At 47.8% G+C, this 22,530-nt stretch carries 17 protein-coding genes and 1 pseudogene; 2 read left to right on the forward strand and 16 right to left on the reverse strand.

All coding sequences use genetic code 11. The features are described from left to right. Positions 1-221: 221 nt before the first annotated feature. The 7 genes from AC1VYS_RS27560 to AC1VYS_RS27590 all read right to left on the reverse strand — a co-directional run bounded on the left by AC1VYS_RS27560 (position 222) and on the right by AC1VYS_RS27590 (position 7,158). A complete protein-coding gene (locus tag AC1VYS_RS27560; RefSeq protein ID WP_482912288.1) occupies positions 222-875 on the reverse strand; it encodes a PepSY domain-containing protein in 654 nt (217 codons plus the stop codon). 231 nt (positions 876-1,106) lie between these two features. After that, the gene (locus tag AC1VYS_RS27565) at positions 1,107-1,943 is read right to left on the reverse strand and encodes a PepSY domain-containing protein (protein ID WP_482912289.1); all 837 of its coding nucleotides are present in this window, start codon (positions 1,941-1,943) and stop codon (positions 1,107-1,109) included. A gap of 195 nt (positions 1,944-2,138) precedes the next feature. After that, positions 2,139-3,533 (reverse strand): sensor histidine kinase, encoded by a 1,395-nt coding sequence (locus AC1VYS_RS27570; protein WP_482912290.1) that lies wholly within the window; start codon positions 3,531-3,533, stop codon positions 2,139-2,141. After that, on the reverse strand, positions 3,530-4,282 hold the full coding sequence (locus tag AC1VYS_RS27575) for a response regulator transcription factor (RefSeq protein WP_482912291.1): 753 nt from the start codon (positions 4,280-4,282) through the stop codon (positions 3,530-3,532). Before AC1VYS_RS27575 ends, AC1VYS_RS27570 begins: the two co-directional genes overlap by 4 nt. Before the next feature lie 53 nt (positions 4,283-4,335). After that, entirely contained in the window at positions 4,336-4,980 is a 645-nt protein-coding gene (locus tag AC1VYS_RS27580; protein ID WP_482912292.1) for an SDR family oxidoreductase, read from the reverse strand. Between the two features lie 533 nt (positions 4,981-5,513). Beyond that, positions 5,514-6,695 (reverse strand): NAD(P)/FAD-dependent oxidoreductase, encoded by a 1,182-nt coding sequence (locus AC1VYS_RS27585; protein ID WP_145333676.1) that lies wholly within the window; start codon positions 6,693-6,695, stop codon positions 5,514-5,516. Between the two features lie 25 nt (positions 6,696-6,720). Continuing rightward, positions 6,721-7,158 carry a DUF1641 domain-containing protein gene (locus AC1VYS_RS27590; protein WP_482912293.1) on the reverse strand — a complete coding sequence of 146 codons (438 nt, stop codon included), beginning with the start codon at positions 7,156-7,158 and terminating at the stop codon, positions 6,721-6,723. 851 nt (positions 7,159-8,009) lie between these two features. Between AC1VYS_RS27590 and AC1VYS_RS27595 the strand changes: the two genes are divergently transcribed. Continuing rightward, complete coding sequence (locus AC1VYS_RS27595) at positions 8,010-8,186, forward strand: CsbD family protein (protein WP_482912294.1); 177 nt, start codon at positions 8,010-8,012, stop codon at positions 8,184-8,186. 183 nt (positions 8,187-8,369) lie between these two features. Here AC1VYS_RS27595 and AC1VYS_RS27600 read toward each other — a convergent pair whose 3' ends face one another. Continuing rightward, positions 8,370-9,371, reverse strand: coding sequence for an NAD-dependent epimerase/dehydratase family protein (locus AC1VYS_RS27600; RefSeq protein WP_482912295.1), 1,002 nt, complete (start codon positions 9,369-9,371; stop codon positions 8,370-8,372). A gap of 153 nt (positions 9,372-9,524) precedes the next feature. Here AC1VYS_RS27600 and AC1VYS_RS27605 point away from each other — a divergent pair, with 153 nt between their 5' ends. Next, positions 9,525-10,052, forward strand: a complete 528-nt coding sequence (locus tag AC1VYS_RS27605; protein WP_482912296.1) for a cupin domain-containing protein — start codon at positions 9,525-9,527, stop codon at positions 10,050-10,052. Positions 10,053-10,104: 52 nt separating this feature from the next. On the opposite strand, the gene AC1VYS_RS27610 is transcribed toward AC1VYS_RS27605, so the two are convergent. From AC1VYS_RS27610 to AC1VYS_RS27645, 8 genes and pseudogenes are all read right to left on the reverse strand, one after another. Further along, positions 10,105-11,181, reverse strand: a complete 1,077-nt coding sequence (locus tag AC1VYS_RS27610; protein WP_482912297.1) for a DUF1835 domain-containing protein — start codon at positions 11,179-11,181, stop codon at positions 10,105-10,107. Positions 11,182-11,358: 177 nt separating this feature from the next. Then, a complete protein-coding gene (locus AC1VYS_RS27615) occupies positions 11,359-12,018 on the reverse strand; it encodes a TVP38/TMEM64 family protein (protein ID WP_482912298.1) in 660 nt (219 codons plus the stop codon). A gap of 342 nt (positions 12,019-12,360) precedes the next feature. Then, positions 12,361-12,798 (reverse strand): annotated as a pseudogene (locus AC1VYS_RS27620) (HNH endonuclease); the annotation flags it as partial. A 1,487-nt stretch (positions 12,799-14,285) separates the two neighbouring features. Further along, the gene (locus AC1VYS_RS27625) at positions 14,286-15,461 is read right to left on the reverse strand and encodes an acyltransferase (protein WP_482912299.1); all 1,176 of its coding nucleotides are present in this window, start codon (positions 15,459-15,461) and stop codon (positions 14,286-14,288) included. A gap of 307 nt (positions 15,462-15,768) precedes the next feature. Beyond that, positions 15,769-17,124 (reverse strand): cryptochrome/photolyase family protein, encoded by a 1,356-nt coding sequence (locus tag AC1VYS_RS27630; RefSeq protein WP_482912300.1) that lies wholly within the window; start codon positions 17,122-17,124, stop codon positions 15,769-15,771. 26 nt (positions 17,125-17,150) lie between these two features. Then, complete coding sequence (locus tag AC1VYS_RS27635; protein WP_482912301.1) at positions 17,151-18,314, reverse strand: response regulator; 1,164 nt, start codon at positions 18,312-18,314, stop codon at positions 17,151-17,153. Between the two features lie 106 nt (positions 18,315-18,420). Then, positions 18,421-21,513, reverse strand: a complete 3,093-nt coding sequence (locus AC1VYS_RS27640) for a hybrid sensor histidine kinase/response regulator (RefSeq protein WP_482934442.1) — start codon at positions 21,511-21,513, stop codon at positions 18,421-18,423. A 473-nt stretch (positions 21,514-21,986) separates the two neighbouring features. Then, entirely contained in the window at positions 21,987-22,406 is a 420-nt protein-coding gene (locus AC1VYS_RS27645) for an SRPBCC family protein (RefSeq protein WP_482912303.1), read from the reverse strand. Positions 22,407-22,530: the final 124 nt, after the last annotated feature.

Below are 22,530 nucleotides of genomic sequence, written 5' to 3' on the forward strand. Positions count from 1 at the left end.
ATTCAACTTCCTATGTAGTCTAGGACTCATCATTCTCGAACGCCGTTAGTACAAGCAACGAAATGTGGCTGTGGTTACTCGCGATGTAGCCCATGCAGACCGGTTTCCTTACCTATACAAAAAAGACGCTTCATTTGAAGCGTCTTCCTGCCTGTTTCATCAGACTTAAGCTTTGTAGCCTAGTCACACTGTTTCGGATAATATGACATGGAAGTTACCAATCAATCTTCGTCATCAAAGTCCTGGTCAAACGACAACACCTTGCCTGTGTTTGCATCAATATCAACATCTGCCTCGCCTTGAGCCGTTCTCAATTCGATCTCATAGACATAGCGGCCGTTATCACGATCCAGTTCTACCTTTGTTACTTTTCCACCGGTCACTTGTTTCAGTGCAATGTTGGAAGCTTGCGCAACGGTCAGTTTAACCTGATTGGAAACAGACGCACTCGAAGAGTTATCTGTTCCATTACTACGATAATCATCGTCGTCATCGTAGTCGTCATCATTGATCACTGCGAGCACCTTGCCCGTGTACGCATCCAACCTCACCGTCACATCCGGGCTACCTTTTCTGTCGATTTCGACTTCATAGAACGTTTGGCCGTTTCTGCGCTCCAGATCCACATCGTCGACTTTGCCTTCCACTGCTTTCAGAGCTATGGATTTGGCTTGTGATGCTGTCAGTAGCTTGCCCGTGTTGTTTTGAGTTGCACTCGTGGACTGTGTCACTGATTCTGGTGTGGACTGTGATGTTCCAGCTTGTATTTGCGGGGCCGGTTGTCCATTGATATTGCCGCTGGCTGCAACGGCTGACCCACCAAGCAGCACCGCTGCGGACAAGCTACCAATCCATAGTTTATGTTTGTTCATCATCATCATTCATCTCCTCGTTAATGTTCTCGTTCTCGTCTACAAATATAGAATAACCTGGGCGAATGAGAGATCAGCGAGAGAAAGATTAGAATTTGATGAGAAAATGAGGAGAGTATGCTTACACCTTTTTATCGAACCATATAACTATCGTAGTGGTTATCGCCATACGTTCTCTGCATTCTTCATTTTTGAACATAAACTGTCCAATCTATTTATTTTTAAAAATATCTTTTAATCATCATCCTTATCCCAAGTTACCGAACGAATTGCGCCCGAGATTGCATTCACCTGCACCGTAGCTTCCCGTCCGTCTTCCAGATCGATTTCGACCAGATAGTATGGATTGCCACTGTTCGTACCCCGCAGCTCCACATCATCCACCTCGCCGGGAACCCTCGCAAGTGCTTTCTGCTTGGCCTGTTTCTCACTTAGAAACTGCGGCACTTTCTCCGTCCCTCCATCGCCGGATACAGGGGGGGCCTTCATTGCTTTGGAGGAAATAATCTCGCCTGTATACGGATCAATCGTCAGTTCTTGACGGCTGTCGTCCTTGGCTTTCACTACTGCGGTGTACACAGGGCTGCCCTGCTGTTCGACTAACTCCAGCGACACAAGCATCTCCCCGCCTCTTTGCTTCAGTAGCTCCGACTTCATCTGCTCACGGCTCCACAACGTCTTCTCTTCAGCCTGGGGACTGGCTTCCAGGCGTTTGATCGATTGGACGGCTGCCGTAAACGCATCGACCTGCACATCGTACAGACCGGTCTCCGAACGAAGCTGCATCAGATATGTACCATCTTTCAGGGTCGAATGAATGATCTCCCCCGGATATTGATTCAGCACAGATTGTGCTGCTGCATCGGCAGATAACGGCTGACGGGCAGGTTCCCACGGTTTCCACCATATCAATGCGGCGAGGAGCACGATAGCCAGCGTTCCAGCTCCCCACCACAGTAGATTTCGTGATCCTTTACCTACATTGCTTCTATTTGTAATCTTATGCTCACGCTTATGTTTATGTTTATGTTCACTTCGTATCATTTCAGGCCGTTGTTCCTGTTCTGCCATACGCACTTCCTCCTCATCTTCTCCCTCATCTTCACGCTCATGCCGTCAGTTCCCGTCCCTTAGAGAAGGGAATGTCCCAAAAATCCAGGGATCACAGCACCTCTCCAACTTACACTGTCACTAGATTGTTCTGTGTGAACATGGTTAGTTCTGATTAAATCACTCCATCCAGTATAGAAGAGAAGAATGAGAATTTCATGAGAGTGAGCCAAGTGGACTGGCTGAGCTTTCGGATCTGGATCGCGGCAAAATAATACAAGCCTCCGTACCCACACCCTCGGTACTGGAAAGTTCAATCTGTGCTCCCACAGCGCCTGCCAGCTCTTTGGCAAGAGACAATCCAAGTCCGGACCCGCCGGCACTGCCGCTTCGTGTTCTGGAGACATCCGCTTGGTAGAAACGGTCGAACACCTTCGCCAGATCCTCCTCACGCATACCGATGCCCTTATCCACGATTCGTATCCGGCAGCTCTCGTCCTGTACCTCCAGCTTGACTTCAATGGCATCTTCACTATATTTCCGTGCATTATCCAGCAATATAAACACCAACTGCTTCAGCTTGCTCTCGTCGCTGATCGCCCAGATCGGGCCAGGAGCGTAACACCGTACTTCCCGGTGGTACGCTTCGCGGAATGCACGTGCGGAATCCGCAGCCAGTTTCGTAATATCTACACGTTCCAGTTGTACATTCCATTGCTCAGGCTGCTTGGCCAGCAGCAACAACTGCTCAGTCATCTCACGCATGCGTACCGCTTCAGACAGGATCGCTTCCACAGCTTCATCAAAGACTTCAGGGCGCTCTTTACCCCGGCGCTGGAGCAGACTGGCATAACTCTCAATGATGGTCAGCGGTGTTTTCAGTTCATGGGATGCATCCGAGACAAAACGCTCCTGTCGTTCAAAGTTGGATTCCAACAGTTCCATCATGCGATTAAACGTCTGTCCCATCGTGTTCATCTCATCCTTTGATGTTTCCTCCAGCGGAAGTCGCTTGAACTGTCCACTCGCTTGGATATCACTCATTGTACGTGTCATTTGCTGGATCGGTCTTGTCATACGGTTCGCCAAAATTCGGCTGGAGATCACGGCAGGAATCAATGCAATAATAGTCACGATAACTAATACTGTACGCAGGGTGGCAAGTCCATTCTCTGTTTCAGCCACACTCTGAGTTACCTGTAGGTTTACCACTTCTCCGTCCGGCCAGATTAATGGCATGGATACCCAAACATATCCGACTTGATCCACCTGGGTATACTCTGCCTTTTTCTCATTCTCATATTGAAAAGACAACTTGCTGAGTTGTTCGGATGCTCCCGTTGTGGTTACTGGAGAACTGCTTCCATCTTCATGTACAATGCGCAGCATGCCATTCACAGGCGCATAAGCCCTGAGCAGATCATCTGGCGGGATGGAGCCGGCTGACTGCCGTACCCCTGTGACGATCGAAACCGCCTCGGCTTCCACTCGTCTGATCTCATTATTAATGGATACTCGCTCGAAGACGAGATATACAGATAGATTTACTGCAATTAACAAAACAGCAAATAGAACCGACGAGTATCCGTAGATTTTACTGCGCAGGCTCATGATTGCTCCTTCAGGACGTATCCTACGCCCCTTACGGTATGTATTAAGGGTGGTGTGAATCCGTTATCCACCTTCTTGCGCACATAACGGATATACACATCCACCACATTGGTATCGCCATAATAATCGTAACCCCACACGGATTGTACGATCTGATCCCGGCTGAGGACCTGACGCTGATTACGCAGCATATATACCAGCAGGTCGAACTCACGCGGGGTAAGCTCGATAGCCTGTCCATCCCGAAACACTTCACGTGTTCCCTCGTTCAGCTTCAAATTCGCCGCAGTTAACCATTCCTCCCGCGCTTCCTGCAACTGATCCGATGTTCCCTGCTCTGCCTCCTGCTCGAAAGCATGAGCCGTCATTCTTGCAGAAGCAGCCGCGGCGAGACGCAATGCTGCCCGGACCCGTGCGAGTAACTCTTCAATCTGAAACGGCTTGGTGATATAGTCATTGGCTCCCAGATCCAGGCCGGACACCTTGTCCTCCACCGAATCCTTGGCTGTCAGCATCAGGATCGGGACTACGGCGTCTCTCGCTCGAATCCGCCGCAAAACTTCAATACCACTCAGGCCTGGCAGCATGATGTCCAATAAAATCAGATCCCATTGTCCTTCACTGTACTTTTCCAGCCCTTCCGTCCCACTGCCTGCCTTCGTGACTTGATATCCTTCGTACTGCAATTCCAGTTCGAGCAGTCGTGCAATTTTGGGCTCATCTTCAATGACCAGCACAGCTTCATTCATGCTGATTCCCCCTCACCCGTCATATCATTCTCCCGCCATTTTACAACATCTGCTTACAATTTGCCCAAAGCATCGGAAACGGAGTGGTCTCCAGCCACCAGATCAAAGGCCATCCGATAGGTCTTCTCTTCCTGCAAGGAGGCAGCGATGACACGTGCCACATCTTCGCGAGCAATGCTACCTGGTTTCAGGTCAGTACCCACAGCCACTTTGCCGGTGCCCGGTTCATTTTTCAGACCTCCGGGACGAATGATCGTATAGTTCAGATCACTGGCAAACAAGGCCCGATCCGCAAAATGTTTTGCCACATAGTACGGTTTGATCTCTTCCGGCCACTTACTCCGCTGATCTGCACCATAGGCACTGACCAAAATATATCTGGAAATACCTTGTTTCTCTGCGGCCTCCATCGTCTTCACCGCACCGTCCAGGTCGATAAGCAATGTTTTATCTGGGCCCGTCGAACCGCCGGAGCCTGCCGTAAACACAATGGCATTCTGATCTTTCATCGCTTCGGCCAGCTCATCCACTGTACCCTCCAGATCACCCATGACAACCTGTGCACCAAGTTCCTTCAAGGCGTCTGCCTGCTCCGGCTTACGAATCATGGCTGTAACCTGATGTTTGCCTTCCTGCGCCAGCTGCTCTACCAGGTGTTTACCAATCTGTCCGTTTGCTCCAATTACCAGTACATTCATTGTTTATTCTCCTCTCAGGGTGGGCAAAAGAGTGAGTTAATCTCACTTCATGCCTGTTATGTTGTTGATCTTCTTATAAAATTTTTAATCATTCCCCATCCTATCTTTTAAACGAAAGCGGGTGCTTTTAAGCGCGACAAAATTTCACATCGCTTACTCACATCTTGGCTCCATGCCAAATTATCATGTCCCTCATCCTACAGCTGTGGTATGCGATACTTTCTCCAATCGAGGTTCTGTGACACTTACGTAGTTCTGAATACCAACATGATTTTGTAGAAGGTACAGACACGCTGACCTTCACATGATAAGCATGGTCACTGCCTCCCTCTTCTCTTCTACAGTTGCTTCTGTTTCCATTTACTTCCTGATTCTATCCGTGTCTATTGTTCCGTTTAATATCTGTATATTGCTCCGTATTCATACCGTTAAGTGGCCCGTCTCGATTAGTTTCATATCAAGCAGGCTCATGTTCATAAGTACATACCAAAAAAGGACGCCCAATGGGGCGCCCTTTAACGTTATGCTATAGATTAATAAGCCAGTGCGAACAAGCCATGGATGTGGGACAGGTAACGGATGTTACTTGCTTCTTTCATCATGGTTGCAGGCAGACCTTTCAGACGAGTCTGGTTGCCACCGATCATGCCGACAGCGTCTTTACGACCCAGACTTCCCAGCGTACCGGAGAAGATTGGCGAGAAGGATTCCATTGCGCCACCTTTGAACATTACGCCCAGGTTGTGACCAATCGTTTCACCCATTTGCCAAGCCAGTTGTGCTGTTGGAGGGTACGGACGAGCGCCTTCGCTAGGGAAGACTACTGCGCTGTCACCAGCAACAAATACATCTTTGTGAGATGTGGATTGCAGAACTTCCGTTACTTTCGCACGGCCGCGATCCACTTCGATTCCGCTGTTAGCAACAACTGCATTACCTTGTACGCCACCAGTCCATACTAGTGTGTTCGTAGGAATGGAGCTGCCGTCTTTCAGCATAACTTCGTTTTCTTTCATCTCGGTAATCGCTACGCCAACAATGAAGTTTACGCCGCGTTTTTCGAGACTGGATTTCGCACGATCAACCAGTTCTGGCGGGAAACCTGCCAGGATGGAAGGACCTGCTTCAACCGTGTAGAGGGAGATATCGTTGAAATCGATACCTTTTTCTTTACATACACCTGGAAGAAGATCAACGAATTCGCCGACAAGCTCGATACCTGTCAAGCCGCCGCCACCAATAACAAACGTAGCGTCTGCTTTGTTGCCGGATTGCTTGTATGCATCCAGACGTGCTTCAACATGTGCACGAATACGGTTTGCATCACTAACGGATTTCAGCGTGAAGCTGTACTCTTGCAATCCTGGAATTCCGAAGTACGCTGTTTCACTACCCAGAGCAACAACGAGCGCATCGTAAGAGTATGTGGAGCCGCTAGTCATGAGAACTTTTTTCTCGTCCGGCTTGATTGTATCCACCGTGTCGATTTTCAGGTTCACATCTTTACCGCGCAGCAATTTTTCAAGCGGGAGAGCAACTGCTTGCTCAGAAATGCTTCCTGCTGCAAGACGGTGCAGTTCCGTAATAATTTGGTGTGTAGGGTAACGGTTAACGACAGTGATTGTCGCTTCTTCTGGAGTCAAGTATTGACGCGCAGTCAGCGCAGTCAACAGACCGCCGTATCCTCCACCCAAGATCAAAATTTGCTTCGACATATCCATCCTCCGTTCTTTCTAAGTCTTAACGTTTCGGTTGTTGACGCTCGTTCAGAATGCTCAGGAAAGATTGAGCAAAACGAAGCGTTTGTTGTACGTTTGGATCTTTAAGCATTTTGAGCATAGCGAACAGGCCAACCGAAGTTTGCTCGGTTTGCGCACGGTCATTTGCCTCAATGGCAGCAGAAGCTACACCTTTAGCTTTGTCTACAACGGGTTTAGCGAACTCGCCCATTGCACTCATCGTGTCGCTGATCAGAACTTTGTCTGTAGCGATACCTTGTGCGAAGTCGTAAGCTTTCGTCATTGCAGTAACCATTTCAGCCAATTTAGGCAGGTTCTCCACCAATACAGTTAGAGACTCCTGTACCTCAGGCTTCATCAGTTGATCCAGTACGTCCAGGGACTGGCGCTCAGCGCCTTCTGTTACTGGCACCTCTTGTTGAGTAGGCGATTGTGACATAAGAGAAAGTCCTCCTTTACTTTGGGATAGAAGTCCGCGACTTTCATGATGCCTGTCAAGCTGAGCCGAACCACAAATACATTAATACACTAAATGTACCAAATTTCACACATTAGGATAAGCGTAGCCAGAGACCACTCTCACATATGCATGGTATGTTGGGTCTATTGCGCACAACACATGTTGACGCACAAAACGACAAGCAGGCCGAAACCGAACTCTATACCCTTATATTACACCTCTTACACATGAACATGAAAAAGAAATTTTTTACACTTGTGAAGATATTGTGAACATTGTAACAAAATCGATTTTTTTGTCAAGGCGTGCAGGCTTATCACGAATGGTCATTTATCTTTTCCAAACGTCACAAGCTACCATATGTTGTATTAAGACATGATCACAACAAACCATATGTACGAAAAGCACATATGAAAGTGCATGTTGAACGTTATTTCAGGAATGGATTTCCAAAAATCTACCGCTCATGCAACGAATTTGGTCACTTTGGTTATTATGCAGCGACAGCCCCGCCCTTATTCTCACAGCGCAAACATCTTTCATACTCAAGTATGAACATTTTCGAATGAGAATGCAAAAATGCCGACCATGGAAGTCCGCTCACAACTTCAAGCAATCTAAATTTAATCATCTTGAGGTTATTTTGAGAAACTCACAAGAGTTCAACCGGACAACACTGGAGAATACATTCTCGAAAGTCTTCTATATGCTAACGTACTCTAAAGTCTTCTGTATGCTAACGTTCTCTAAAGTCTTCTGTATGCTAACGTTTAAATTATCTTCAGCCCGGTTAATAAGGACTACACCAGACAACGAAGGAGATGTTCGATATGAGTAATTCAACTGGCGATAAAATCAAAGCAGGCGTTAACAAAGCCAAAGGCGAAGTAAAGGATCAGATCGGTAACGCAACGAACAACAAGTCCCTTCAGGCTGAGGGTAAAATGGATAAGGCCAAAGGGGCCGTTCAAGATAAAGTGGCCGATGTGAAAAAACATCACGAATAATGCAATCAGGTTTGCTTACCCTGCATGTCTCTATGCACCTAGTGTGAAGATAGCTAGAGGGTTGTAAACCAGCCTGACCGTCCAGATACAGATTGGTTCTAACCCTGTAAACCTGTTGACGGAGGCACAAAAAAGCCAAGGAAGGTGCTTGAAACAATCACCCTTCCCTGGCTTTTTTTGTTTTTATATCGCAGGCACCGAATACCGCGTCATATCAATGATAAAATTGCGGCTTTCACGTGTTGTATGATACTCCCGGCTGAATAGCCTCACCCAATCGGCATGCTCTTGATACCATTGAAATGTTTGCTCCAGCCCCTGCTCCAGTGTCGTTTGGGGATACCAGCCAAACTCCGCACGCAACTTGCCGGAGTGAACAACCAGGCTTGAACCTCTGGATTGCGTAGGCTCCAGTTCTCGTATCTCCTTCGCTGTTGCGGATCGGTTCAGCGGCTCCAGAAGCATTCCAATCTCTTGCATTGTCGTTCCAATACCAGTAGAGATGTTATAGGTCTGTCCATTTTGACCATTAATCATAATCTGTTCGATCGCTCGCGATGCATCATCGATATACAGAAAATCTCGTACAGCAGATCCCTGAATATCCAGCGGCAATCCATCCAGCATCCGCCCGAAGTTTCGCGGAATAATGCGATCAGGCAGTTGCCATGGTCCGTACAGGTTGGTTAAACGGAATATTTTCACTGGAAGCTGATAACATTGAGCATAGGATTGTGCGAGTGTCTCGCAGGCTACTTTTGAGGCAGAATAAGGGGAGACCGGCGCATACGGATCTGACTCGTTGTAAACTCGGCCCCATTCACCGCCGTATACTTCAACGGATGAAGCCAGCAAAAGAGGGATATCATGGTCGGTGGCATACTGCAGGATGGCCTGAGTACTGAGGGTATTATTGCGGAACACCTCTGCGGGCTGATGATATGAATAGTCGACATGAGGCATGGCTGCGAGATGAATGATGTAGTCTGTGTTGTGGGGCAGATGAAGACTGTCTTCAGCGAGGTTGCACTTGATAAAAGGCATGTCATGCAGTGGAGGACGGTGAACTAGTCTCTGACAATAGTCGTCCTGATCCAGCAGGGTGACCTGATGTCCCTTTTGCGCCAAAAACTGTGAAAGATTAAATCCAACGAATCCAGAAGCTCCTGTAACCACTATGTTCACACATTTTCCCCCTAATCATTTTTACATCGGGCGCTTTACAGAGAGTGTCTGTATCGATTATAACCTAAAAATGATACATTTTGTATCATTTTACATTGTTTTTTTGTTTGTTCGCTTCCAGGAAGGTTAATACATGGAAAGAGGTGAGCCAAAATGAGTGATCCGAAGCAAGATGACAGCAATATCCAGCACCTGTATTTCCACGACGATGGAGTCATTCCAAATCATCCGAATCTGCCAGTACTTCTATACAAAGGAGTCTGGCGGACCGAACCCGCCAGTGCCGAATCTAACTTAAACCGGAACGGCTGGGGCAACAGCTGGATTAACGGTGTATTTGACTACCATCATTATCACAGCAATGCACACGAGGCACTTGCCGTAATGAGCGGATTTGTCAAGCTGATTCTGGGCGGTGAAAAGGGACAGAAGGTTTATCTGGAGAGCGGGGATGTCGTTGTACTGCCTGCCGGAACCGGCCATAAACGGCTGGAAGCCAGTTCCGATTTTCGGATTGCCGGGGCTTATCCTGGAGGTATGAGTTACAACACACGCACAGGCAAACCAAATGATCGGCCTGAGGTGTTGCAGGAGATTCGAGAGGTTCCAGTACCAGGCACAGACCCGGTGTACGGAGAAGGTGGACCTTTAACCAAGCTGTGGCTCAATCGTAGGGTTTGAATTGTTACCTTAATGAAAACCTTATAAGCAGGGAGAGATTTTCCGATTGGAGCTACATTGTCCCTGCCAGTCGGACGCGATAGAAACGCATGGCACGAGGGCTACCTTCCATGTCGAGTTTACCTTGAAGTACAAGTTGACGCACCCTGTATTCGATAAAGGAGTCACCTACCGCCTGAGGCAGGTTTCCGATCACCTCCCCCACAATGCGAGCAGCATTGATGAATTGACCGAATTTTCGTTCAGCGGAAAGTTTTTTCACCTGTTCCAAAATGAACTCATCCAGACTGTCTTCAGGCACGCTGTGGACTACATTATTTCTCATCAATCTCAACATCCCGGGCTGTGCAGCAAGATCAAGCCACTCTTGTTCCATAAGGCTCCGTTGTTCCAAAGTTAATGGCTCGGTATGCATGCTGTTCTTCCACATCGAGGATAATTGATTGGGAATCAACTCACCCAATCGGACAAGATCCCGTTCGGATTCGGCATTATCAAAGGCTTGAAACCTTTCCGTGGTATCGATTAATCGGATCGGACTTTGACGATGGCGCAGCAGATGAAGCGCATATAACAAGCCAGTTCGTTCATGACCATTATTCGCATACCAGATGATGACCTGAGTCTCTTCAGCAATTGAATTAATGAATGGCCCTATACGCTGCAACTGCTCCAAACCTTGCAGAACATAATGCCCGTGCTCTGCCATGTAAAGTTTCTCCGCCAGCCACAGATGTCTACGTTGCAACACCACAGCATCCGTTAGATCACCCAAAGGACCTACAGCATAATGATCATTTAGAGAAAAGAAACGTCTATGTTCCCGACCGGGGAATTTTCCCATGGCTACTTTGACACTTCCCAAAGGAGATTCCCCAATTGCGATATGGACTTCCCGAGCATTTTGCAGATCTGACATTGATCGTTCTGTATGCCTGCGCTTCCGCTCTTCGTGCAATCGGCTGAACAACTGGTGCTGCCTCTCTGCAAAAGGCATGTTATCTGCGTCTTTAAACTTGTCATTTCGTGCCATGTCTGTCCGCAGGTAAAGCTCACGTAGCAGTGATCTTAACTCATCCTCATTCATCTGATATAATTCGTTATCAAAATCAAAGACACTTTGTATCATGCAAGAGCCTCCCCGGATTTGATCGGTACACTTTACAGTAGCAATTAAAGACAGCGTTCTTACAGAAAAACATGCAGAATGCAATTTGTGGTTGGTTTTAAGTTTGCAATCTACGATCTGCGATCTGTGATTTGAGGTTTGCGATTTGTATTCCTTATGCCATTTGCCTGAACAAGTTTATGAAGATATCGATTTTTCCGAAGCCTGATGTAACGGAATTCCTCCATCTTGGTCCGGCTTAAGCCGGGTGAAGTGACGCTCCAACTTCCGGCTCGCCCACAGGGATACCGCAATGAACAACACTACGCCGATCCAGCGTACCGGATGCTCCAGAAATTGCTCTACATTCGAGCCAATATACGTTACAGAGAAAATCATGATGCCTTTACCCAATCCAACCGCGAGCAGGAAGGATAACAATCGCATTCGGGCAATACCTGCGGCCACATTAATAATGACAAATGGACCCACGGGAAAAATGCTAAGCAGGAACACGTAACTGAATGCATTCCTGCGAATCCATACCATACTGCGCTGCACACGCGGTTTACGTGCCCACTTTTCCACAAAAGCAGATTTCCCGATCTCTCGTACGATCAGAAATGTCACAGTACAACCTAGCACCATGCCGATCCAGGAATATAGAAATCCTGCCCACAACCCGTACACCGCTCCGTTAACACCCACAATCAATAATGTCGGAAGCGGCGGTACAAAAGACTTCATAAACGTAAGCAAAATGCCCGGCAATGGACCGAGAGAACGAAACTTCTCAAGCCAGAACCGAATATTTTCCTCCGTGATGTATGACATAATATCGAGTGCTGCCGGTGTCATCCGCATCCTTCCAATCTATTCAATCTATTTCAACCGTATAAACAACGATGCAGTACATATTGTTGGAATACTTACAACTCAAGAAAATGAATTAGCCCAGTCCGTGTCCTCTGTAGCTAAGGTCAACGCATAACCTTATCCCGTTAAGCCTATTGAATTGATGTGACTGCCGCCCTTCAAGTATAACGTACATTGGGATGTTGCATCGTTGTCAATTTGAAGAAATATTCAGAGTGGGATGCAAAACCAAAAAAGCACACCCGAAATTCATCATGGTGTGCTTCACATATGAAAGCTTAAGCTCTGAATCTTCTGATTCCGTAGCATAGCATGCCCTATCGTTTATTCCAGTACCGTTTCTTCCACCTCAAGTTCAAGCAGTTCTGCCTGATGGGCTGCATTCCACTCTGGAATTCCCGATCGAATGAACTCGTCCGCATCCATCGCTGCCTTCGATTGATTACACAAATTACAAGCGCAGACACAATTGAGCGGAGTGGTATGACCGCCTTTCGCCCGGGGAAGAAGATGATCAATCGTATCTCCATAGGAGCCACAGAAATGACAGGTATATTTATCCCGATCCAGAATAAACCGCTTGAAATCCTTATTGCTAAACAATCGGCGGATGGTGTACCGATTGACCACAACGGCCGCTTTTTCCTTGACCAGCGTAACGGCGAGCTCCATGTCCACTTCCTGGTGCCAGCGGCGTCCTTTGTCCGTTTTGCCGCGCATGCGCACCATGCCTTGCCGATTCGTCCGGAGCGAAGCCGGATCTTCGGGGTCGATCGCTCCCGGCGGCGCGTGATGACGCCGCGGACGGCCATCCATGCCAGCCCCGTGACTGCGGCTGGCATGCGATGGCTCGCGCCCTGCGGCGGCTGGCTGTGCCTTCGCCGCCGCATTTGCCTTGCCCGTGCTGGCATCGCCACGGGCAAGGCCTGGCACCGGCGCAGGGGCCTCAGCAGCTCCGCTGCGGGCCTGCCCTGCGCCGGGCGCGAGCGCGGCCGCATGCTTGCGGCGCCGCTTGCGTTTGCGCCGGGCTGCGGGCGGCTGGTCCGCAGCCACTGGCGCTGCTGCCGGGCCTTGCGGCGTAGCCGGCAGCAGCGCTTGGGCCGCCGATGCTTGCTCGGCGGCCGGAACTGCAGCGGCAGCTCGCTTGCGCGCCCGCTGTGCACTGCCCTTGCCATTCGCAGCGGCTACGCCTGGCGAATGCACATCTCCCGGCGGATGCTCCCCGCCCGGAGCCCCTGAATCCACCGCATGTGGATCGGTGGATTGCTTACCTTCGCTCTCTGCCCCAATGGAGGCATGAGCGTCCAACATCTCTGACGGCTTTCTTTTCCGCCGTCTCCGTCTTTTCTTACGCTGGCCAGCCAAGGGAAAGACCGAAGAAACTGCCTCATCTTCCATCGTTTGATCCGTAGAAACAGTCCCAACCTGAGCAGATGCCGAGTTTGCCAACGCTTGTGAATCCACATGTCTTCCCGAGTCGCGGCCCGGATCATTCCCACCAGCCATCTGTACTGAGACACGCTCGTTTCGTTGCCGCTCATTCGTTGCCGGAGATGATAGCCCTTCTTCCCGAAGATTCTTGTCCAATCCACCATGACGATGCTCAAACTTTGCAGATTCAGCCCCTTGGGCCGCTCGCAAATCACCGTTATGATGTTCTCGGGCACCGAGCTGACGACAACGACGACAGGCTCCGCGCCTAGCTCCTGAACTCGCCCGTTTCCCGGTTCTGCGCCGAAACTCAGATGCAGGTCGCCTCTCTCCGCATTGCATACATGTCTTGGTTTGTCGCGTCTCGTGTTCTGTCTTCCCATCGCGGAAAGGGGCTGATCCCGTCTCCATGTTGTCACCTCGGTTCCGAATGAATCCGGTTTCTTTCTATTGTATCACATCTGATCGTGAACACCCTCATAGCCATAAGGCTTGTATTTTTCCGAATTATACTCGGGTGTCTGTTCACTACATTCGTGAAGGATATGCTCCACATATTCCAATATATCTTGCATCGGTTTCCCGCATTGTTCACATCTAGTCATTTATGATCACCTTGATCCTGTCCTTAAAGTTTGCTGGATATTATCGCTCCGCCCTATGATTACCCTTGAACTCTGTTAAAGAAACATTCGTTCCCCCAATACACAAACATAACCCCCCCATGTGCATAGGATCGCTTTTTATACAACAAAAAGCCGTTCCCAGTTTAGCCCAAGGCTAACCAGAAACGGCGACAATATGACATATACTAGCTTCTAACGGACATCGACCTGCCCCGAATTTTGCTGGGATACAGGACGTGGCTTCGGTTTGGGCAGATTACCAAAAATAATCCAGGCATGTGGCAAGAACCGTGCCGCCAGCCCGACCACAATCCATGAAGCGATTAATGCAATACCAAACCCGCTGGCGTACCACAGGTGAATCAACCAGGATACCCCTGTTTGGGGTGGATGCTCACGATAAAACAAAAGGAAAAATGGATGAATCAGATATATACCAAATGACAGTGTACCCAGCCGATTGAGCGGTTTGACAATCAAGGCAGGGCCTTTGTGATAGAGCCAATAAGCAATCTGGATAAGGACCAGTGCACAAGCAAAGGTATGTACATTCCAAAAAAGCTCGTACCATAACGTGTTATAGGTCGCAATTTTCAATCGCAGCAAATAATAAATATAAACGTGAGCAAGTCCTGCCGTAACCCATACGACCCACAGCAAAATCCATGAAGCTACGCGTACTTTAGTTGCATTCGCCCGGCTAATAACAAACCATTGCTTAATCTGTGGAAAATAGACACCCATGAAAGCACCCAACATGAAGTAGGAAAAATAGGAGAAGGCCCAGCTTCCCTTATTAGGCACATGGAACCCGTATTTATTACTTACGATAAAGGCCCATTGAATAAGCAGCCCAATCAGAATAGACCATTTTACAATAGAGGGATACTTCTTCAACAACCATAGTACCAACGGGAAGATCAGATAAAATTGCATATTGATAAACACAAAATACAGATGTGTATAAGCTTTCCCCGTAAATAACTTCTCAATAAAGGTGATTAATGACTCATTAAACGGACGACCTTGATAGTGCATGTAATGCAGAACTACATAATACATAATGGAAAACAGGAAGTAGGGCAGTAAAATGTAGACAAAGCGCTTCTTGTAAAAATTCGTGACCAGTTTCTTGTCTAGCGGACGAGTATAATAATTGTAAAACAGCACAAAGCTGCTCAAAAAAATAAAGGTCGGTGTACCATATTTCATAAAAATATTAACAAAGTTGTACAGCCAATAATAGTTCGAATTGGTCATTTCCATTGAAGCATTAGAGGTGGAATGTACAAATAGCACACCGATAATCGCCATAGCCCGCACGAGATTTAACTCTGGGATTCGTTCTCTTTTCAGTGTTTGACTCATCGTTTAGAGATTCTCCTTCATGTTTTCGTCAATATGTTAAATATGACTTAGTCCATTAAGCTCTCTATCTATTAAAAAGCATATTGCTTAACATGTGTAGTCCAATTTCTTAATCCTTCCTTAATTTCCAAGTAAATTTCATATGTTTTATATAGTGACACATGTCAAAAAGGCCGCTATGACGCGGCCTGTGGCTTGTTGTGTCGTTACTCTAACTTTTTTTGTTTATTGGCACAAAAATGCTGAATTCAGGTTCATGATCATTGGAATCCTGCCTTCATCAGCATATCAAAATGTATTTAACGACCTAGGTTTTCTCCCGGCTCGCCAGAATCTGCTTGTACACATCAATGGCCGCCTGCCTGGAAGCCTTCAGATCTACGATCGCATCCTTGCGTGGTTGGTGAATTTCTTTGCTATGCAAGTCCTTCAACTCAGGCAACCACTTCCGAATATAGTCACCCTGAGCATCATACTTCTCAGACTGCGTAACCGGATTATTCACACGGAAATACGGCGCAGCATTTTCACCCAGTGATGCGCACCACAGCCAGTTTCCCCGATTCTGGATGTTATCATAATCTTTCAGCTTCCTTCTGAAGTATGCTTCACCCAGCGTGAACGGACACTGAAGGTTTTTGGTCAGAAACATCGCTGTCAGAATGCGGAGCCGATTCGGCATATGCCCGGTTTCGTTCAGCTCTGTCATGGCTGCATCGATGATCGGGATACCCGTTTCTCCTTTATACCAACATTCGAAATGAGTATCTTGAAGCACAGAGAGGTCATACACTTTTTCATACGTAAAGTAATCTTGCTCATAAACTGCCCTGTATAAGTAGAAATCGCGGAAACATAGCTGTCTAATCCACTCCCCAGCTTCGGAAATACGCTGTGCAGCATCATACATCTTGCGAATCGATACTGCCCCCACAGCTACATAAGAGCTGAGATGACTTGGCTCATAGGCCTCGAACTCATCCCGATGGTCCCCGTAATCTGCCACTCGTTCAGACAGAAAATGATCCAGCAGCATATGCGGATCCTCTTCATCGCCTGCCTCATCCGAATTCTCCAACAAAGCACCCGGAACCTTCATTGCCTCCGGCCAATCTACATTTTGTTCAGCGACGTCCACGTCCGCAATCGTGGTTGCTGAGGGTGGATTAGGATGTTCATTCATGAATTCAACCCAGCGTCGATGGAAGGCAGCAAATACCTTATAAGGTTCTGATTTGCCCGTAAAACTGGCGAAGGCTTTCAGATCAATCAGCAAATGATCCGTCAGTTGAGTGAATGTGATTCCATAGGACTCACAGACTTTACGAACCTCTCGATCTCGCTCTATTGCATAAGGCGTCATATCCCGATGAACGACCACCTCACTAATCTTGTCCTCCATGTGGCTCAGTAACCAATCCACTACTTCGGCGGGTTTGCCATAAGCTACTTGCAGTTGCCGTTTCGCTTTCTTATACTTTCTGCCCAGTGCTGCAGCATGACGGAGGAAGTTTGCACCGCTATGCTCCTTCTCCCGGCCTTGCCGGAGCAGGAATGGATCATAGATCAGCACATGCAGGCTCTCTTCTTCCTGCTCACGCAAATAATCCAAAGCGCTTAGATCATCTGTACGCAGATCTTTGCGGTGTATGAATAATTTCACGCGCCACATCCCTTCTGCCTGAACATCTATTGGTTGGTCAGACTTTCATATAGTTTGCTCGTTTCAGGCTCGGGCTGATGACCCAAATCCTCCTTCAACGTCAATGTGAAGGAATGATAAAGTCGCAATATGCCTTGCTGGTCATCCATGGAGGCATAGACTTCCATCATTAATCGGCAGATCTCTTCCGAATAAGGCTCGCGTTCCTGCAATTCCATTAATAGCTCGATCGCCTGCTCCCCCCGCTCATGAGCCATCTCCCATTGGGCAATATCCATGACAAGTCCCATATACTTGCGCCGAAGCTCCCTGCTCTTGGATCTGGCCCAATCATAGTCGTGCTCCTCCAGATAATCGCCACGGTATAGCTGAGCAATCTGTCTCAGATCATTTAGATTAACCGAAGTGACAGCTTCATAGGACATCGCCTGCTCGAATTGTTCAATATCGCTTACCAAGTTGCCTGCGAGCAGACGATAACGGTTCATATTGTATTCCAGCTTGCCTGTCATGTTCCATTCCTTCAATAACTTTCGAATCTGATAGACGGATGTATGCAATAAAGTCAGCCCTTTATCCTGGGATACATCGGCCCAGAGCTTATCAAGCAGAACCTCCTTGCTTACCCACTCTTCCCGGTGGTGAAACAAAAATGCAAATAACTCCTGTGATTTGGTGGTGCGCCACTTATGTTTCTCGGCACTCTGTTCCAGACTCCTGAATATATCCAGATGTTTAAAGGTCAATAGCCCCGGTGCTTTGAACTCCAGGCTCTCAGCTTCAGGTTCCGATTCCTCTACCTCCATCGTTGCGGCTGTCTGTGCATGATAAGACATCGTGCCTGCAATACGATCAATCGTTTTGCTAAGTCTGGAGGAACTGACGGGCTTCAACACATAATCCAGAGCATGCAACTCGAACGCCTCCACCGCATGATCTGCATACGCGGTTACAAATATGATCCGAATGCTCGAATCGAGTTGCTGTATATATTCAGCCGCTTCCAGACCATTAACTTCCGGCATGCCAATGTCCAGAAATACAACATCTACACGATCACTTGCCAAATAATGAAGACCATCTTGTGCAGTTGAAAAACATTGCACAGGCGTAATTCTTCCGTCCGATTGCAGCAGGCGCTGTAGGTGCAGCTGTGCTGGCTTCTCGTCATCAATTACAATGGCTCTCACCGTTCTCAACCTCCTGCCATGCGAGATTTAATATGGACACCCACTATATCGGCATCCGTTAATTCGGTTGTTAACCATAATTACCCAAACGACTTCAACTCATGTCTCATGAAAAATGATGAACCTGATTCAGCGGAATGTGAAATTGAATTTGAGTACCGCTTCCTACATGGCTCTGGATATTCAGTCCCTGTCCATAGAGCGACATAAGACGGCGATTGATGTTTTGCAATCCGACCCCTCCAGGACCTTCCGTTCGGCCCGACTTCACCTGAGCCATTCGATCGGGAGGAATACCAACTCCGTCATCCTGCACACGAACAATCACATCATCACCCTCCTGGAAAATATGAAGCCGTACTGTGCCACCTGCGGCCCTCTCCATGACCCCATGACGAATGGCATTCTCCACAAGCGGTTGAATGGTGAGCGGCGGCAAAAACAATCGGATATCTGGCTGCACTTCATATTTGACGACAAGCCTGTCTTCAAACCTGGCCTGTTCCAAATGTACGTAGGATTCCACCAATTCAAGCTCTTTGTATAAAGGAACCAGTTGATCCCTATTTTGAAAGTCAAAACTGCCTCGCAAATAATGACTCAATTCGATGAGCAGATCTGTCGCCTTGTCTGGGTCCACCGCACAGGTTGCAATGATTACATTCAGCGCGTTGTAGAGAAAATGAGGTTTGATCTGCGCCTGAAGAAAGGCCATCTCCGCTCGGATCATATCCTGTATAGAAGTGCGCAGCTCAATCAAGGTTCGCACCCTTGCCCGCAATTCACCTGCATCTACAGGTTTACTCAAAAAATCATTCGCCCCCGCCTGAAAACCATGGCGAATATCTTCAGGCAATCCGCGAGCGGTCAGCATCAGGATAGGTAACTCGGACAACGAACGATGCTCCCGTAGCTTACGGCACAGCTCTGGCCCTGACATTTTTGGCATCATCCAGTCAGTAATGACCAGATCAATCGATGGATTCTGCTCGTACAGCTCCATTGCTTTAAAGCCACTATCTGCTGCAATGACCCGGTAATGCTCCGTAGAGAGCAAGTTCAGAAGAACATGTCGATTCACAGGGTCATCATCCACAATCAGAATTGTAGGTTCCCCAACATGCTTCTCCTGCTCATATAATGGGTTGAAGTCATCCAGATCCTCAGTCACATAGTCTTTTTCCTTTTTCCCTTGTGCTGCCACATAACGGGCCGGAACGGGGTTAGTTTGTTCTTGCAGCAGCGGTAATTGTACAATAGGCAAGGTAAAATGAAACGTCGAGCCGACTCCCGGCTCTGACTCGACCCATATTTCACCATCACCTAACTCCACAAGTTTTTTCGTAATGCTGAGACCCAGTCCAGTTCCCTCATATGCCCGTTCCGTGGTTCCATTGCTTTGTTCATAGGATTGGAAAATATCATCCAGTCTCTCTGGGGCAATTCCCACACCCGTATCGGCAACAGATACTTTGACCTTGTCACGTTCAACAGAGGCATATAGCCGTACTTCACCCTGCTCTGTAAACTTGTAAGCGTTACCTAGCAAGTTATAAAGAATCTGCCGCAGCCGGTCTTCGTCCGCTTCCACTAGCGGCAATGCGTCAGGCCACTGCTGGATAAGCACGATTGGCTTATCCTCAAATGTAAAACCCGACACCTCAACCACCGTTCGGGCGACCGATTCCAGATCGACAGGAACCCGCTTTAATTCGATCTCTCGATTTTTCAGTTTGGAGAAGTCCAGGATGTCATTCACTAGAAGCGACAACCGTTTCCCTGTAGCGGTGATCATGGACAGATTTTTAGCTTGTTTTGGCGTAACAGCTCCTGCTGCGCCCTCCAGCATAGACTCGGCAATGTTAATGATTCCATGCAATGGTGTTCTTAGCTCATGCGATGTATTAGCCATGAATTCATCCTTGAGGCTGTCGATCACCAGCAAGCGCTCGGATAGAGCCTCTACTTCAAGGAATGACTGTGCAAAACGAATGGCTGTCACAAACATCTGTATGAGGACAAATAACAGAAGCTCAAGCAGTGCGAGAAAGGCGGTGTCGACCGCTACGAACGCCCCGATGGTGAACAGCACAACAACCATGAAAATACTCATTAAGCCAACCATTGCATAGTGACTGTCATTTGTCCGTTTGCGCGACCAATATATCATCGTTCGGATGGCATAGATCAACACTGAAAAGGAGATAAGCAGCATAGGCAGTTCAAAGGTTGAAAATAACGCAGGCGGTAAAGTAATACCGATCAAGGATTGAGCAATAAGCAAAATCATTCCCAGTCGCACGAACCAACCATGCACAGCTCCCGGTGCTAACACCGCCAGATACCGGAGCAAGAAATAATACGAGAATGCTCCGCTGAGAAGTTGAAGACGAAGCAACGTATCGTGCGTCAGCAGCGGTATAAATGTAGCTAGTAACTTCTCTCCATGCGTGAGAGCATATAATGCACCCGAGAGACTGAATAGTCCCAGAAACTGAAGCTCTTTCTCGCTGCGCCGCAGTCTGAACAATACCAGAAAAAAGACTGCGGGCAGAATAAACCCAATCAAGGTCAACAGATCCTTAAGCCCGTCCAGCTGTTGACTTCGGAAAATACTTCTCTCATCTCCGAATAGAATGGGTGCAACAATTCCACCCGAGGCATAACTATAATTGGATACTTGAATGATGATGTCAGCTGTATCGCCGTCAATGGACGTGAACCCTGTAAACGGCAGATTCATCTGACGGTCGGAATCCTTGGTTACCCCAGGAGAGCCCATACCACCTACGAGATTTCCGTCAACAAAAATACGATGGGACATGCGTATATTCTGCGTATGGATACCATAACGATTTTCCATCTGCCGTGGAGTTAACTTCAGCTGCAAGTGATATGTCCCATATCCTTGAGCCTGCCCCAGTGATGTGTTCCATCTAGACGGAACCTGAATTTTCTGCGCAGCCGGCAGAGGTCTTCGTCCTGATAAATCGGTTGCAAAGTCTTCCGGCCCCAACAGCTTGTTCGGATAGAACTCCCAGATTCCGTTCAGTGATGTTACACCTTCTTCGCTGAAATCCCATTGACGCAGATCTATATGCCCATCGATAACTTGCGGATTGTTCCGCTCGCTGATCCATGTCTGGACGATCCATCCAAGTGGAAGCAAAACAACGCATATAAAACTTAGCGTCAGCATGATCCAGTGTTTTCTCATCTATGTATTCCTTCCATCCTCTAAGCATCGAGAGATATCACTTTTTGTCGATTTATTTCTATAAATCCATGTTACACGTTTCCCGTCCTCACGGAAATAGTTCATGAACACTTTTAGCCCATTTTATAGCAAAATAAATCCTTTTCAGATTTTATTAAACAATTGCAGCCCAAAAACCCCCGGACTCATCTCGTCAGATGAAACCAGGGAGGAGCCAGGGCTCTATATTCACTCATAAGTCTTGACCGCTTTAGAACCTCTACTTTAATCATTTCTGCTGCAAGGGGGTGGTCGAAACCTAGCAAAACGTTTCTATAAGCTCTTATTAGACTATCAACCCGTTCCACGACTTCTTATGTTCGTCCGCTCAATAGCTCGGCATCAGTCCATACCTCAGTTATTCAGCTACATAACGTACATCTTCCATGTCATGATACAGCAGACTAGTTTGGTCTTTACTCGACAACCTCGGCCAGTTTCTGTACAAGACCGATCCAACCTTGAGCCATACGTTCGCGGATCACCGCATGAGCTTGTCCGAATTCAGTCAGTCTATCCGCATCCCAGCCGCTATGGATCAATGTGAAATGGGTGCCTTCAGCCTGTTCCGCAAGCTCGAACGTTAACGTCCAGTCTTTACCCCAGCGAAAGGCCAGCTTCTGTTGTGGCTGCACTTCGGTCACTTGGCAAGGGGACTGTCCAAACGGCCCTGCTTCCAGTATAAATTCATGTCCTTCAACGGGCTTCAGATTGCTGGGCATGAACCATGAACCCAGACCTTCCGCTGTTGAGACCTTGGACCATACCTTTTCCACAGATGACATCAGCAACCGTTCTTCCTTAATATCCGGCAATGCCGTTGATGATGATTCCATTCGTTGCCGCCTCCTTGACGTTTTTCTCAAACCCAACCTATAATGGGTCTATCTTACATATAAGGCGTGTGATTCCTATGATAGTCTGCTCTGAAAAATCTAATCCCAAACCATGTTGCCGGAA

The organism is Paenibacillus sp. G34, from assembly GCF_056856875.1.